The sequence below is a fragment of the Serratia sp. CY84636 genome, assembly GCF_052166245.1.
GTDB classification, from domain to species: Bacteria; Pseudomonadota; Gammaproteobacteria; order Enterobacterales; family Enterobacteriaceae; genus Serratia; species Serratia nevei.
Genome location: NZ_JBJNOX010000002.1, coordinates 1,746,170 through 1,759,833, shown reverse-complemented (window position 1 = coordinate 1,759,833; position 13,664 = coordinate 1,746,170). Strand labels below are relative to the sequence as shown.

The following is a 13,664-nucleotide window of genomic DNA, read 5'->3' as shown; positions in this document are numbered from 1 at the left end:
GCTCAGTGAAATCAAACGAGAGAGGGACTTTACGATGTACAAGATTGATTACAATAGCTACCGATCGGTCGCCAGCTTCGGCCACCGCGTGCGCTTTCTGGTGCTGCACTACACGGCGCAAAACTTTGCCGACTCGGTGAAGTCGTTGACCGGAAAATCGGTCAGCGCGCACTATCTGGTGCCGGATCCGACCGAGGCCACCTATCAGGCCGCCGGCTTTAGCGGCGTGCGCATTTTCAACCTGGTGGACGAGAACGAGCGCGCCTGGCATGCCGGCACCAGCCAATGGGGCACCCGCAGCAATATCAACGACACCTCGATCGGCATCGAGATCGTCAACCTGGCGAGCGGTGACGGTGAAAACATCACCTTCCCGCCGTTTAACCCGCAGCAGATCGAGGCGGTCACCCAGCTGGCGCAGAATATCCTGCAGCGTTACCCGGACATCTCGCCGGTGAACGTGGTGGCGCACTCCGACATCGCGCCGGGCCGCAAGAGCGATCCGGGCCCGCAGTTCCCGTGGCAGCAGCTGTATCAGGCCGGCGTCGGCGCCTGGTATGACGAGGCGACCAAGCAGCAGCGCCAGCAGGAATACTGCCGTCAGGGGCTGCCGGCGCAGGCCGAGCTGCTGAAGCTGTTCACCCAATACGGCTATGACACCTCGGCGGCCAATACCGCAGAAGGCTATCGCCAGCTGGTGCGGGCGTTCCAGCTGCACTTCCGCCAGCAGAAGTATGACGGCGTGATGGATGTCGAAACCGCCGCCGTTCTGCGCGCGCTGGTCGACAAGTACGCCGCCTGAGCCTGACCGCGAATGGGGGACGCCTCATTCGCCTTTTCCTTGCCGGGCTTCCTCCGCTAAAATAGCGGCCTGGCTGGTCTTTATCGGAGGCATCGTGCGCCTCGATCGAAAAATCTCTTCCCTTGAATTGCTGACCTACCGCCACTATCGCATCGTCCACGGCGTGCGCATCGGGCTGGCGTTTATCCTGACCTTTCTGCTGATCCGCTTGCTGGCGGTGCCCGAAGGCACCTGGCCGCTGATCACCCTGGTGGTGGTGATGGGGCCGATCTCGTTTTGGGGCAACGTGCTGCAGCGGGCGCTGCAACGCATTGCCGGCACGGTGTTCGGTGCCGCGTCCGGCCTGATCGCCCTGTATCTGGAACTCTATTCGCTGCCGCTGATGCTGGCTTGGTGCGGCGTGGTGATGTTCGTCTGCGGCTACCTGACGCTGGGCAAACGGCCGTATATGGCGCTGCTGGTGGGGATCACGCTGGCGGTGGTGTGCGGCGCGGGCGCCGGCGACATGCATACCGCGCTGTGGCGCAGCGGCGACGTGATCTTCGGCTCGCTGCTGGCGCTGTTGTTCACCAGCATCTACCCACAGCGCGCCTATATTCTGTGGCGCATGCAGATGGCGGACTGTCTGCAAACCGCCGCCCGCCTCTACGGCGCGTATTTTTCGCCGAACGTCATTGAGCGGCCGCGGCTGGAGCCGCAGCTCAAGGATCTGTTGAATCAGGTGGTGAAGCTGCGCAGCCTGATCGTGCCCGCCAGCAAGGAAACCCGCATCCCCAAAGCGGTGTTCGAGGCGGTGCAAACCCTCAGCCGCAATCTGGTGTGCACGCTGGAGCTGATGGCCGACGCCTACTGGGCCTCGCGTGAAACGCACTTCATCATGTTGAACGCCCACACGCTGCGCAGCACCCAGCTGCTGACGCTGAGCTCGCTGGAATCGCTGGCGGTGCTGATGCGCGAAGGGCCCCAGGCGCAGCGGCAGGCGGCGGCGGGGCAGCTGGCGGAGATCGCCGGCGAGCTGAAAACGCTGATGCAAGAGGTCAGCCTCGGTCAGCACGGCGAAGCGCCGATTTACGGCTATGTCTGGCTCAGCATGGAGCTGGCGCAGCAGCTGGAAGAGCTGGGGGATCTGCTCCAGGTCTGCACCGCCGCCGGGCGCGAATAAGGGGTCAGATCATGAAGGCGGCGCTTTGGGTTTTGGCTGCCGGGGCAAAGTGGGTAAGATAAGGCAATCACTGTTGTGCCGGACCGCCACAAACCTGTATCTTGGTGCCATGTGGCCGTAAGCAAATGAATCTGTGTATTACTAAAGCAAGGGTATAAAGATGGATAATGCAAATAAGCCGAGTTTCCAGGACGTGCTGGAGTTTGTGCGTATGTTCCGCCGCAAAAACAAACTGCAACGCGAGATCGTCGACAACGAAAAGAAAATTCGTGATAACCAGAAGCGCGTGCTGCTGCTCGACAACCTGAGTGAGTACATCAAGCCCGGCATGAGCATTGAAGACATTCAGGGCATCATCGCCAACATGCGCAGCGACTACGAAGATCGCGTTGATGACTACATCATCAAAAATGCCGATCTGTCCAAAGAACGCCGCGAGCTGTCCAAAAAGCTGAAAGCGATGGGCGAAGTGAAGTAACCCGCTTTAGCGGGCCGGGCGTCCTGCCTGGCCCGCATCCTTATCCCGTCTGATTTTCCGTTCTTGCCGACACTGCCGTTTCCGTTGGGGCGTTCCCCGGCGGCCGAAGGCGCCTCCCCATCCTGCAGGATCTGCAGGTGACCGCCGGGGAACGCTTGTTACTGCTCCGCGCCGTACATGTCGAAGTCGAAATACCTGTCGTTGATTTTCTTGTAAGTGCCGTTGGCGCGGATCGCCTGCAGCGCGGCGTTGAAGGCGTTCAGCAGCGCGGTATCGTCTTTGCGCACCCCGATGCCGTCGCCGACGCCGAAGTATTTGCTGTCGGTCAGCTCGGCGCCGATAAAGGCGAAATCTTTGCCGCCGGGCGTTTTGAAGAACTCGCTGGCGCTGACGCTGGCCAGCAGCGACGCATCCAGCCGGCCGTTGGCCAAATCTTCGTTCACTTCCTGTTGGCTTTGGTAAGCCACCACGTTAACGCCGGCCGGGCGCCACTGCGCGTTGGCGTAGGCCTCCTGGCTGGAGCCTTGCTGCACGCCGACCGATTTGCCCTTCAGCGAGGCGACGGTAGGCTGCAAGTTGCTGCCCTTATGCGCCACCAGCCGCGCCGGGGCGTTCGAGACTTTGCTGGAGAAAGCGATCTGCTGCCGGCGCTGCGGCGTGATGGTCATCGACGAGGCGATGGCGTCGAACTTCTTCGCCTGCAGGCCGGGGATCATGCCGTCCCAGCTGCTTTCTACCCACACGCATTTGGCCTGCATCTGATCGCACAGCGCCTGGGCGATATCGACGCCGAAGCCGGTCAGCTTGCCCTGCGGGGTTTTATATTCCAGCGGTGGAAAGGTGGGATCGATGCCCAGCTTGATCACTTTGCCGCTGAATTCACCGCTCAGCGCGGGAAAGCTCGCGGCCAGCGGCAGCAACAACAACAGCCCTTTGATGGTTTTCATGTCATTTCCTCAGCGTTGGCGATTAAACCGCAGGGCGAGCTAAAAAGCGCTCGACCAATTTGACCCAGTAGGTGGCGCCCAGCGACAGACTGTCGTCGTTGAAGTCATAACCGGGGTTGTGCAGAGAATTGCCCGGCGTGGCGGGGCCGTTGCCGATCGAGATGTAGCTGCCCGGGCACTTCTCCAGCATAAAGGCGAAATCTTCGCTGGCGGTGAACGGCCGCAGCGTGGGGATAACCTGACTCTCTCCGGCCCATTCCAGCGCCACCGCGCGCGCCAGCTCGGTTTCTGCCGGATGGTTCACCAGCACCGGGTAGCCGTGCTGATAGTCGATCTCCGCGCGGGCGCCGAAGCTGGCGGCCTGCGCCGTGACCAGCTCGGTGATGCGCTGCTCCAGCCGCTCACGCACCGCCGCCGTCAGCGCGCGCACGCTGAGCGTCAGAGTGGCGGTCGCCGGGATCACGTTGGCGGCCTGGCCGGCCTGCATCGCCCCCACGGTGACGATCGCGGTTTCCTGCGGATCGATATTGCGCGCCACGATGGTTTGCAGGCTCATGACGATGGCCGCGCAGGCCACCACCGGATCGACGGTGCTCTGCGGCACCGCGCCGTGGCCGCCGTGGCCGTGCAGGGTGATGTGTACCGTATCGGCCGAGCACATGAAGGGGCCGCTGGCGAAGCCCAGGTGGCCGGTGGGGAAGCCGGGCACGTTGTGCATGGCGAACACCGCGTCGCAAGGGAAGCGCTCAAACAGGCCGTCTTCAATCATCACTCTGGCGCCGCCGCCGCCTTCTTCCGCCGGCTGAAAGATCAGGTGCAGCGTGCCGCTGAAGTTCGGCTGCCGCGCCAGATAGCGCGCCGCCGCCAGCAGCATGGCGGTGTGCCCGTCGTGGCCGCAGGCGTGCATCACCCCGGAATGGGTACTGGCGTGCGGCAAGCCGGTCGTTTCGGCAATCGGCAGGGCGTCCATGTCGGCGCGGATGCCGAGCGATTTTCCTGGCCCGCGCTGCAGTGTGGCGACAACGCCGGTTTGTCCTACGCCGCGCGTGACGCGGTAACCCCATTCCTCCAGCCGCTGCGCCACCAGATCCGAGGTGGCGAACTCTTGGAAGCCCAGCTCCGGGTGGGCGTGAATGTGGCGGCGAAGCGCGACCATCTCATCATGAACGGCGGCGATCTCAGGCAGTACGAGTGAAAGGTTCATCACGGTCTCCGGCAAAATGGCCCCGGCCAACGGGCGGGGAATGGGGCAGAGGGATAGGCATCGAGACTAGCAAACTCCGTTTTTGCCGGGTAGCCGCCGTTCGGTTATGCTGACAACCAATGATTGTCAGGAGGTGAACATGAAACTGCACCAACTGCAGGCGCTGGTGGCCAGCGCCGACAGCGGCAGCATTCGCGCGGCGGCGCGGCATCTGGGGCTGTCGCAGGCGGCGGTGACCCGTGCGCTGCGCGAACTGGAGCAGGAGCAGGCGCTGCCGCTGCTGATCCGCACCCCGACCGGGCTGGGCTTTACCCCCTACGGCAAAACCCTGCTGGCGCACGCCCGGCTGGTGTTGAATCAGCTGGAACAGGCGCAGGGGGAAATGGCGGCGCTGCGCGGGCGGGCGGCGGATCTGGTCAAGGCGGCGATCACCCCCTGGCTGATGCTGACGGTGCTGCCGCCAGCGGTGATGGCGTTTCGCAGCAAGGTGCCGGCGGTGCGGCTGGAACTGTCGGAAAGCCTGATGGCCAACGCCCAGTCGCAGCTGCGCGAGGGCACGATGGACTTTGCCATCACGCCGCTGCCGGCGTCGTCGGCGCCGCAGGAGTTTCACTGCGAGCCGCTGCTGGAGTATGAAACGGCGTACATGGTGCGGCGCGGCCACCCGTTGGCGCACAGTACCTCGCTGCATCAGCTGCTGGAGCAGGATTGGGTGATGAGCTATACCCCGGAAAGTTTCGATGCGCTGCTCGACGAGGTGTTTCACCGCCACGGCGCGCGCCTGCCGCGCCAGCGCATTATCCAGGCGCATTCGTTCGGCATGCTGCAGGCGCTGGTGGAGTCCGCCGAGATGTGCACCTGGTGCCCGCGGCCGATCGTCGCGCTGCCGCAGTTCGTCTCCCGCGTGCAGCCGCTGGCGCTGCGGGAGAGCTGCCAGCCGGCGCAGCTGAATATCGTCACCCGGCGCAACAGCATTCTGAGCGCCGCCGCCCATGCGTTTATCGACACGCTGGTGCGCACCCTGCGCCAGCAGGCGCGATCGTCGCGGCCGGAAGATCGCCAGATCTACGATCGCGTGCGCCTGCTGATTTAGCGGATCCCCACGGATCGACGATCCCGTAAATGGGATCGCGATCCGCATTTGTAGCATTTTTAGCCGCAATGTTAACGATATGTGATTTTGCTCAAATAATTATTTTTGCAGCTTTGGTTATATGTCGCTCTATGTTCACGTTGTCATTTTGAGTTTTCCTGGGTGTTTGATGATTAATCAATTGAAATTTATCACTTTATAACGTTTGTTGTTTTTTGTTGGATAAAAATGACAACGTCAACATTAAGAAAATTCAAGCGTTTAAAGAGTGTATTGGAGGAAGAGATGAGCCAGTTGCCGGAAAAAATGCGTGCGGTCGTTTGCCACGGCCCGCAGGACTATCGTTTCGAACAGGTGCCCACGCCGCTGCCGAAGGCGCGCGAGCTGGTGATCAAGGTGGAAGGCTGCGGCATCTGCGCCGGCGACTGCAAGTGCAAGAATGGCGCACAGATGTTTTGGGGGGAGAACCCGTGGGTTAAACCGCCGGTGGTGCCGGGCCACGAGTTCTACGGCCGCATCGCCGCGCTGGGCGAGGGCGCGGAAGGCAAATACCGGCTCGGCGAGCGGGTGATCGCCGAGCAGATCGTGCCGTGCTGGGAGTGCCGCTACTGCAAATCCGGCAGTTACTGGATGTGTGAGACGCATAACATTTACGGCTTCCAAAAAGACGTGGCGGAGGGCGGCATGGCGGAGTATATGCGCTTTTCAGAGAACGCCATCGTGCACAAGATCCCGGAAAGCCTGAGCCATGAAGACGCGGTATTGATTGAGCCGATGGCCTGCGCCATCCATACCGTGGCGCGCGGCGACATCCAGCTGGACGACGTGGTGGTGCTGGCCGGCGCCGGGCCGCTCGGGCTGTGCATGGTGCAGGTGGCGCGCCTGAAGACGCCGAAGAAACTGATCGTGATCGACGCCATCGACGAGCGGCTGGCACTGGCGAAGGAATTTGGCGCCGACGTGGTGATCAACCCGCTGAAGGAAGACGCCGACCAGATCGTCAAATCGCTGACCGGCGGCTACGGCTGCGACGTTTACATCGAGGCCACCGGCGCGCCGATCGGCGTCACCCAGGGGCTGCAGATGATCCGCAAGCTGGGCCGCTTCGTGGAGTTCAGCGTGTTCGGCAAGGAAACCACCGTCGACTGGTCCATCATCGGCGATCGCAAAGAGCTGGACATCCGCGGCGCGCACCTGGCGCCCTACAGCTACGAAATCGCCATCGATCTGTTCGAGCGCGGGCTGGTGACCTCCAACGGCGTGATTACCCACAGCTATTCATTGAACGACTGGGACGAAGCCTTCGCCCTGGCGGACTCGACCGACTCCATCAAGGTGATCCTGGTTCCCTGACCCTCCCGCTGTACCGCTGTTGCAGTCACGACCGCCGGCCCGCTCGCAATGGGGGGCCGGCCGGTCGGCCAAACGTAAAGACATGCTGTTGCTCTGATAACCACAACAAGAAGCTTCCCTACAGGAGAATTGGCTATGTTTTCATTATTCAAAAAGACCTTACCTTTTATCGTCGCCGGTGGAATGTTGGTGGCCAGCCATGGGGCGCTGGCCAAGCAAATCACTATCGGTATGTCGTTCCAGGAAATGAACAACGACTACTTTGTCACCATGAAGCAGGCGCTGGATCAGGCGGCGGCGGATATCGGCGCCAAGGTGTACGTGGCCGATGCGCGCCATGACGTCGCCAAACAGATCGGCGACGTGGAAGACATGCTGCAGAAGAAGGTGGATATCCTGCTGATCAACCCGACCGATTCGGTGGGGGTGCAGTCGGCGGTGATCTCCGCCCATAAGGCCGGCGCGGTGGTGGTGGCGATCGACGCGCAGGCGGAAGGGCCGCTGGACTCGTTCGTCGGATCGGAAAACTACGACGCCGGCTTCCAGGCGGGCGAATACCTGGCGAAAGCGCTGGGCGGCAAAGGCAAGGTGGCGATCCTCGACGGCATCCCAGTGGTGCCGATCCTGGAGCGCGTGCGCGGCTTTGAAGCGGCGATGAAGAAATACCCCGACATCAAGATCGTCACCAAGCAAAACGGCAAGCAGGAGCGCGACACCGCGCTGACCGTGACCGAAAACATGCTGCAGTCGGCGCCGGATCTGGCGGGCATCTTCAGCGTCAACGACGTCGGCGCGCTCGGCGCCCTGGCGGCGATCGAAAGCAACGGCGCCAAGGTCAAGCTGGTGAGCGTCGACGGCCAGCCGGAAGCCATCAAAGAGATCCTCAAGCCGAACTCGCCGTTCATCGCCACCTCGGCGCAGTTCCCGCGCGACCAGCTGCGCATCGCGCTCGGCATTGCGCTGGCCCGCTACTGGGGCGCCACGGTGCCGAAAACCGTGCCGGTCAAAGTGAAGCTGATCGACCGCAGCAATGCGGCCGGCTTTAGCTGGTAACAGCGGCCGGGTTCGCCCCGCTGCGGCGGGGCGTTCGGCGCGGAGGGTAATGCGGTGACACCTTTACTGGAACTGAAGCGAATAAAGAAAAGCTTTCCCGGCGTGAAGGCGCTGGACGGCATCGATCTGGCCATTCAGCGCGGCGAAGTGCACGCCCTGTTGGGCGAAAACGGCGCCGGCAAATCGACGCTGGTGAAAATCATGTGCGGCATCTATCAGCCGGACGAGGGCGATATTTTTATCGACGGCGAGCAGCGCCGCTTTAACAACTATCGCCAGGCGATCGAGGCCGGGGTCGGCATTATTTTTCAGGAGTTCTCGTTGATTCCCTACATGAGCGCCATCGACAACATCTTCCTCAACCGGGAGATCAGGAACCGCTGGGGCCTGCTGGATCGGCGGGCGATGCGGCGCAAGGCCGAGGCCATTTTCAAGCGGCTGACGGTGGCTATCGATCTCGATTGCCCGGTGGAACAGCTGAGCGTGGCGCAGCAGCAGTTCGTTGAGATCGCCAAGGCGCTGTCGCTGGAGGCGAGGGTGCTGGTGCTGGATGAGCCGACCGCCACGTTGACGCCGGGCGAGGCCGAGCACCTGTTCAGCGTGATGAACGATCTGCGGTTGCTGGGCGTCGGCATGGTGTTTATCTCGCACCACCTGGACGAGATCTTCACCATCTGCGATCGCATTACCGTGCTGCGCGACGGCGCATACATCGAAACGCTGGCCACCGGCGACACCAACGTGGAAGAGCTGGTGCGGCTGATGGTCGGGCGCAAAATCGAGAACGCCTTCCCGGTGAAACAGCACCCGGTCGATACCGCGACGGTGCTGCTGGAGGCGGAGATCCAGCGCGAGAAGCACGGCGCGACCGACCGCTTCCACCTGCACAAGGGCGAGATCCTCGGCTTCGCCGGGCTGGTGGGCTCCGGGCGCACCGAGACCGTCTCGGCGCTAATCGGCGCCAGCCGCTGCCACCGCAAACGCGTCAGCCTCGGCGGCCAACCGGCGGCGCTGCGCTCCCCGGCGCAGGCGCTGGCGCAGGGTATCGGCCTGCTGCCGGAGAGCCGCAAAACCGAGGGCCTGGTGCTGCCGTTTTCGGTGGCGCAGAACATCACCCTCAACCGGCACCACCGGCGCGGCAAGATCTTCGTCAGCGCCCGTAAGGATCGCGACGTGGTGCAGCGGCTGATCCGCGCCGTGGGCGTGAAAACCCCGGACGCCGAGACCGCCGTCAGCACCCTGAGCGGCGGCAACCAACAGAAGGTGGTGATCGCCCGCTGGCTCAACAACGACTGCAACATCCTGATCTTCGACGAGCCGACGCGCGGCATCGACGTGGGCGCCAAGGCCGAGATCTACCAGCTGATGCAGCAACTGACCCTGCAGGGCATCTCCATCATCATGATTTCCTCCGAACTGCCGGAGATCATCGGCGTGTGCGACCGCGTGCTGGTGTTTCGCGGCGGCCACATCGTCGCCGAGCTGACCGGCGACGACATCGAATCCAACCACATCATGCTTCACGCGACCGGGAGTGCCTTATGATCGGAATTGAACAACCCGCCGTGGCGCGCCGCGCCGCCGGCCCCAGCCTCGGCAAGCGCTGGGAAAAACTGCTGCATCACCCGGCGGTCTTGCCGTTTATCGGCTTCGTAATCTTGTTCATATTGATGAGCCTGCTGAACGACAGCTTCCTCAGCGTCAACAACCTGACCAACGTGGCGCGCCAGGTGTCTATCAATGCCATCATCGCGGTGGGCATGACCTGCGCCATCCTGACCGGCGGCATCGATCTCTCGGTGGGGCCGGTGATGGCGCTGGCCGGTTCGGTCGCCGCCGGGCTGATGCTGGCGGCGGTGCCGATCCCGCTGGCGATGGTGGCGGCGCTGGCGCTCGGCGCGCTGTTCGGCCTGGCCAACGGCGCCTGCATCGCCTACCTGCGCATGCCGCCGATCATCGTCACCCTGGCGTCGATGGGCATCGCCCGCGGCCTGGCGCTGCTCTATACCGGCGGCTACCCAATCTCCGGCCTGCCCGACGTCTTCGCGTTCTTCGGCCGCGGCACGGTGCTGGGCATTCAGGTGCCGATCCTGATCATGCTCGGCGTGTATGTGCTGGCCTGGCTGATGCTCAACCAGCTGCCGTTCGGCCGCTACGTCTACGCGATGGGCGGCAACGAAGAGGCGGCGCGCCTGAGCGGCATCCGCGTGCCGCGCTACAAGATGCTGGTGTACGTGATCAGCGGCCTGACCGCCGCGCTGGCCGGGCTGGTGTTGACCTCGCGCCTGATGAGCGGGCAGCCCAACGCCGGCGAAGGCTTCGAGCTGGACGCCATCGCCGCCGTAGTGCTGGGCGGGGCGGCGATCTCCGGCGGGCGCGGCGCCATCATTGGCACGCTGGTGGGGGCGATGATGCTCGGGGTGCTCAACAACGGCCTCAATCTGATGAACGTATCGCCGTATATCCAGAACGTGGTGAAGGGCGGCATCATCCTGGCCGCCATCTACCTCAGCTCCGTGCGGCGCAAATAGGAGGCGCGATGTCAGTCTTTCTTGGCATAGACGTCGGCGGCACGGTGATCAAGGCCGGGCTGTACCGGGCAAGCGGCGAAGAGCTGGCAGTTGCCGAGCGCGACGGCGCGGCGATTGCCGCCCAGCCGGGCTTCAGCGAACGCAATATGGACGCGCTGTGGGATGACGTTTGCGCGGCGATCCGCCAGACGCTGCACGCGGCGGGGCTGGAGGCCGGGCAGGTGCGCGGCGTCAGCTTCTCGGCGCACGGCAAAGGGCTGTACGCCATCGACCGCCACGGCAAGCCGGTCGGCAACGGCATCCTCTCTTCGGACAACCGCGCGGCGGCCACGGCGGCTGAGCTGCGCCGCGCCGGCGTGGACGCGCAGACCTACCCGCGCAGCCTGCAGCCGCTGTGGCCCAGCCACCCGGCGCTGCTGCTGCGCTGGCTGAAGCACCGGCAACCGGCGCAGTACGCCGCCGTCGATCGCATCCTGATGGCGCACGACTACCTGCGCTTTCGCCTCACCGGCGAGGCGGCGGCCGAGGTGACCAACATCTCTGGCAGCAACTTGTTTAACCAGCACAGCGGCGCTTACGATCCGGCGCTGATGGCGGCCTTCGGCATCGAAGAGGCGCAGGAGAAGACCGCACCGGTGATCGGCTCGGCGCAGCTGGCCGGGCGGGTGACGGCTGCGGCGGCGGCGCAGTGCGGCCTGCGAACGGGCACCGCGGTGTACGGCGGCCTGTTCGACGTGGTGGGCGCGGCGCTCAGCTCCGGCGTGGCCGACGATCGCACACTCAGCGCGGTGGCGGGCACCTGGTCGATTGCCACCTGCGTGACCGAGCGCATCATTCCCGCCGATTACCCCTACGCCTGGGGGCGCTACTGCATCGACGGCCGCTATTTCGTGCACGAAGGCAGCCCGACCTCGGCAGGCAATTTGGCCTGGTTCCTGCGCCAGTTCTGCGCCGACGATCGGCAGCGCTATGCCCAGTTCAATGCCTGGGTGGCCGAGCGCCGCGAGCAGCCCAGCGGGCTGCTGTTCCTGCCTTATCTGTACGGCTCCAACCTCGGCGGCAACACGCCGGGTGGGCTGATCGGCCTGAGCGCCCACCACGAGATGGCGGACGTGGTGCAGGCGATCTACCAGGGCATCGTGTTCTCGCACCTGATCCATCAGGAGCGCATGGTGCAGCTGAACCCGCGCATCGAGCGGGTGCGCATGACCGGCGGGCCGACGCAGTCCGAGGTGTGGATGCAGATGTACGCCGACGCCGGCAACCTGCCGCTCGAAGTGGTGGAAACCCGCCAAAGCGGCTGCCGCGCCGCCGCCCTGTGCGCCGCCGTCGGCGCCGGGGAGTACGCCGGGTTCGCCGAAGCGATCGCCGCCGCGCCGCCCAAGCTGCGCTGTTATTATCCCGCGACCGCCGCCCACCGGAGCCTGCGCGCCCAGCAGGCACGCTATCTGGCGGTCGCTCAGGCTTTGAGTGAGGTGACTGATGCAAACGACTAACGCCGCCTGTCTGGGGCTGTATGAAAAGGCGCTGCCCGCCGATCTGAGCTGGCCGCAGCGGCTGGCCACCGCCGCCGAGCTGGGTTTTGAATTTGTGGAGATGTCGATCGACGAACACCCGGCGCGCCAGCAGCGGCTGGACTGGGATCGCCGCCAGCGGCTGGCGTTTATCCAGGCGCGGCTCGACAGCGGGGTGACGGTGCCGAGCCTGTGCCTGTCGGCGCACCGGCGCGATCCGTTCGGCAGCGCTGACGCCGCCACCCGCGAGCGGGCGCGGGTGCTGATGAGCAAGGCGCTGGAACTGGCGACGGATCTCGGCATCCGCAACATCCAGCTGGCGGGTTACGACGTCTATTACGAACCCGCCGATCGCCACAGCCGCGAGCGCTTTATCGAGGGCATGCAGTGGGCGGCGGCGCAGGCCGCCAGGGCGCAGGTGATGCTGTCGGTGGAGGTGATGGACACGCCGTTCATCAACAGCATCAGCAAATGGCGCGACATCGCCCGCCACGTCAACAGCCCGTGGTTCACGGTGTATCCCGATCTCGGCAACCTCAGCGCCTGGGGCAACGACGTCGCCGCCGAGCTGGCGCTGGGCATCGGCAGCATCACCGCCGTGCACCTCAAAGACACCGTCGCGGTGGGGCCGGGCAGCGCCGGGCAGTTCCGCGACGTGCCGTTCGGCGAGGGCTGCGTAGATTTCGCCCACGCCTTTTCCGTGCTCAATGCGCTCGGCTATCGCGGCCCCTACCTGCTGGAGATGTGGGCGCGCGAAGACGGGCAGGACAAGCAACGCATCGCCCAGGCCAAGGCCTGGATCGAACAACAGATGAATGAGGGAGGCATCGCATGCTGAACGAACTCAAGCGGCAGGTGCTGGCCGCTAACCTCAGCCTGCCGGCATACGGGCTGGTGACCTTTACCTGGGGCAACGTCTCGGCGATCGACCGCCAGAGCGGGCTGGTGGTGATCAAGCCTTCGGGCATCGCCTACGAGGCGATGACGCTGGAGGATCTGGTGGTGGTGGATCTGGAGGGCAAGGTGCGCGAAGGGCACCGCAAACCCTCATCCGACACCGCCACCCACCTGGCGCTGTACCGCGCCTTCGCCGACATCGGCGGCGTGGTGCACACCCACAGCCGCAACGCCACCATCTGGGCGCAGGCTGGGCAACCGATCCCGGCGCTGGGCACCACCCACGCCGACTACTTTTACGGCGACATCCCCTGCACCCGGCCGATGAGCGAGGCGGAGATCGCCGGGGATTACGAGGGGGAAACCGGTAAGGTGATTATCGAGACCTTCAACCAGGCGGGGCGCGATCCGCAGCAGGTGCCGGGAGTGCTGGTCTATTCCCACGGCCCGTTTGCCTGGGGCAAGGACGCGGCGGATGCGGTGCACAACGCGGTGGTGCTGGAAGAGGTGGCGATCATGGCGATGGCGACGCGCCAGCTGGCGCCGGCCATCGCCCCGATGCAGCCGGAGCTATTGGACAAACATTTCCTGCGCAAGCACGGCAAACACGCCTACTATGGGCAATAGTGC

The 13,664-nt window shown here is 64.2% G+C and carries 13 protein-coding genes; 11 read left to right on the top strand and 2 right to left on the bottom strand.

What is annotated here, in order from left to right; all coding sequences use genetic code 11:
• The first annotated feature begins 34 nt into the window (after positions 1-34).
• The 3 genes from ACJ8QI_RS12780 (at position 35) to tmaR (ending at position 2,442) form a co-directional block, all read left to right on the top strand.
• Positions 35-802 carry an N-acetylmuramoyl-L-alanine amidase gene (locus tag ACJ8QI_RS12780; RefSeq protein ID WP_102984371.1) on the top strand — a complete coding sequence of 256 codons (768 nt, stop codon included), beginning with the start codon at positions 35-37 and terminating at the stop codon, positions 800-802.
• 94 nt (positions 803-896) lie between these two features.
• Positions 897-1,964, top strand: a complete 1,068-nt coding sequence (locus tag ACJ8QI_RS12775; RefSeq protein ID WP_087763348.1) for an FUSC family protein — start codon at positions 897-899, stop codon at positions 1,962-1,964.
• A 160-nt stretch (positions 1,965-2,124) separates the two neighbouring features.
• A complete protein-coding gene (tmaR, locus tag ACJ8QI_RS12770; RefSeq protein WP_004935612.1) occupies positions 2,125-2,442 on the top strand; it encodes a PTS system regulator TmaR in 318 nt (105 codons plus the stop codon).
• Between the two features lie 158 nt (positions 2,443-2,600).
• Here tmaR and ACJ8QI_RS12765 read toward each other — a convergent pair whose 3' ends face one another.
• Complete coding sequence (locus ACJ8QI_RS12765; protein WP_110158163.1) at positions 2,601-3,389, bottom strand: ABC transporter substrate-binding protein; 789 nt, start codon at positions 3,387-3,389, stop codon at positions 2,601-2,603.
• Positions 3,390-3,411: 22 nt separating this feature from the next.
• On the bottom strand, positions 3,412-4,593 hold the full coding sequence (locus ACJ8QI_RS12760; RefSeq protein ID WP_442532610.1) for a M20 aminoacylase family protein: 1,182 nt from the start codon (positions 4,591-4,593) through the stop codon (positions 3,412-3,414).
• 139 nt (positions 4,594-4,732) lie between these two features.
• Between ACJ8QI_RS12760 and ACJ8QI_RS12755 the strand changes: the two genes are divergently transcribed.
• From ACJ8QI_RS12755 to araD, 8 genes are all read left to right on the top strand, one after another.
• Positions 4,733-5,686: a LysR family transcriptional regulator gene (locus ACJ8QI_RS12755; protein ID WP_100396378.1), complete on the top strand. Its 954-nt coding sequence runs from the start codon at positions 4,733-4,735 to the stop codon at positions 5,684-5,686.
• A gap of 285 nt (positions 5,687-5,971) precedes the next feature.
• Positions 5,972-7,039, top strand: coding sequence for a zinc-binding dehydrogenase (locus ACJ8QI_RS12750; protein ID WP_060420265.1), 1,068 nt, complete (start codon positions 5,972-5,974; stop codon positions 7,037-7,039).
• 135 nt (positions 7,040-7,174) lie between these two features.
• Positions 7,175-8,092: an ABC transporter substrate-binding protein gene (locus ACJ8QI_RS12745; RefSeq protein ID WP_121976668.1), complete on the top strand. Its 918-nt coding sequence runs from the start codon at positions 7,175-7,177 to the stop codon at positions 8,090-8,092.
• 54 nt (positions 8,093-8,146) lie between these two features.
• On the top strand, positions 8,147-9,637 hold the full coding sequence (locus tag ACJ8QI_RS12740) for a sugar ABC transporter ATP-binding protein (protein ID WP_043136367.1): 1,491 nt from the start codon (positions 8,147-8,149) through the stop codon (positions 9,635-9,637).
• Positions 9,634-10,623, top strand: a complete 990-nt coding sequence (locus ACJ8QI_RS12735; protein WP_442532609.1) for an ABC transporter permease — start codon at positions 9,634-9,636, stop codon at positions 10,621-10,623. Before ACJ8QI_RS12740 ends, ACJ8QI_RS12735 begins: the two co-directional genes overlap by 4 nt.
• A gap of 8 nt (positions 10,624-10,631) precedes the next feature.
• Positions 10,632-12,119 carry an FGGY-family carbohydrate kinase gene (locus ACJ8QI_RS12730; protein WP_442532608.1) on the top strand — a complete coding sequence of 496 codons (1,488 nt, stop codon included), beginning with the start codon at positions 10,632-10,634 and terminating at the stop codon, positions 12,117-12,119.
• Entirely contained in the window at positions 12,106-12,975 is an 870-nt protein-coding gene (locus tag ACJ8QI_RS12725; protein WP_442532607.1) for an L-ribulose-5-phosphate 3-epimerase, read from the top strand. The genes ACJ8QI_RS12730 and ACJ8QI_RS12725 overlap by 14 nt, the downstream gene beginning before the upstream one ends.
• Entirely contained in the window at positions 12,969-13,661 is a 693-nt protein-coding gene (gene araD, locus ACJ8QI_RS12720; RefSeq protein ID WP_033632583.1) for an L-ribulose-5-phosphate 4-epimerase, read from the top strand. Before ACJ8QI_RS12725 ends, araD begins: the two co-directional genes overlap by 7 nt.
• Positions 13,662-13,664: the final 3 nt, after the last annotated feature.

Excerpts from the sequence above, each read along its gene's own strand:
- ACJ8QI_RS12780 (WP_102984371.1), top strand. The coding sequence starts at position 35 with ATGTACAAGATTGATTACAATAGCTACCGATCGGTCGCCAGCTTCGGC.
- tmaR (WP_004935612.1), top strand. The coding sequence starts at position 2,125 with ATGGATAATGCAAATAAGCCGAGTTTCCAGGACGTGCTGGAGTTTGTG.
- ACJ8QI_RS12765 (WP_110158163.1), bottom strand. The coding sequence starts at position 3,389 with ATGAAAACCATCAAAGGGCTGTTGTTGTTGCTGCCGCTGGCCGCGAGC.
- ACJ8QI_RS12760 (WP_442532610.1), bottom strand. The coding sequence starts at position 4,593 with ATGAACCTTTCACTCGTACTGCCTGAGATCGCCGCCGTTCATGATGAG.
- ACJ8QI_RS12755 (WP_100396378.1), top strand. The coding sequence starts at position 4,733 with ATGAAACTGCACCAACTGCAGGCGCTGGTGGCCAGCGCCGACAGCGGC.
- ACJ8QI_RS12750 (WP_060420265.1), top strand. The coding sequence starts at position 5,972 with ATGAGCCAGTTGCCGGAAAAAATGCGTGCGGTCGTTTGCCACGGCCCG.
- ACJ8QI_RS12745 (WP_121976668.1), top strand. The coding sequence starts at position 7,175 with ATGTTTTCATTATTCAAAAAGACCTTACCTTTTATCGTCGCCGGTGGA.
- ACJ8QI_RS12735 (WP_442532609.1), top strand. The coding sequence starts at position 9,634 with ATGATCGGAATTGAACAACCCGCCGTGGCGCGCCGCGCCGCCGGCCCC.
- ACJ8QI_RS12730 (WP_442532608.1), top strand. The coding sequence starts at position 10,632 with ATGTCAGTCTTTCTTGGCATAGACGTCGGCGGCACGGTGATCAAGGCC.
- ACJ8QI_RS12725 (WP_442532607.1), top strand. The coding sequence starts at position 12,106 with ATGCAAACGACTAACGCCGCCTGTCTGGGGCTGTATGAAAAGGCGCTG.
- araD (WP_033632583.1), top strand. The coding sequence starts at position 12,969 with ATGCTGAACGAACTCAAGCGGCAGGTGCTGGCCGCTAACCTCAGCCTG.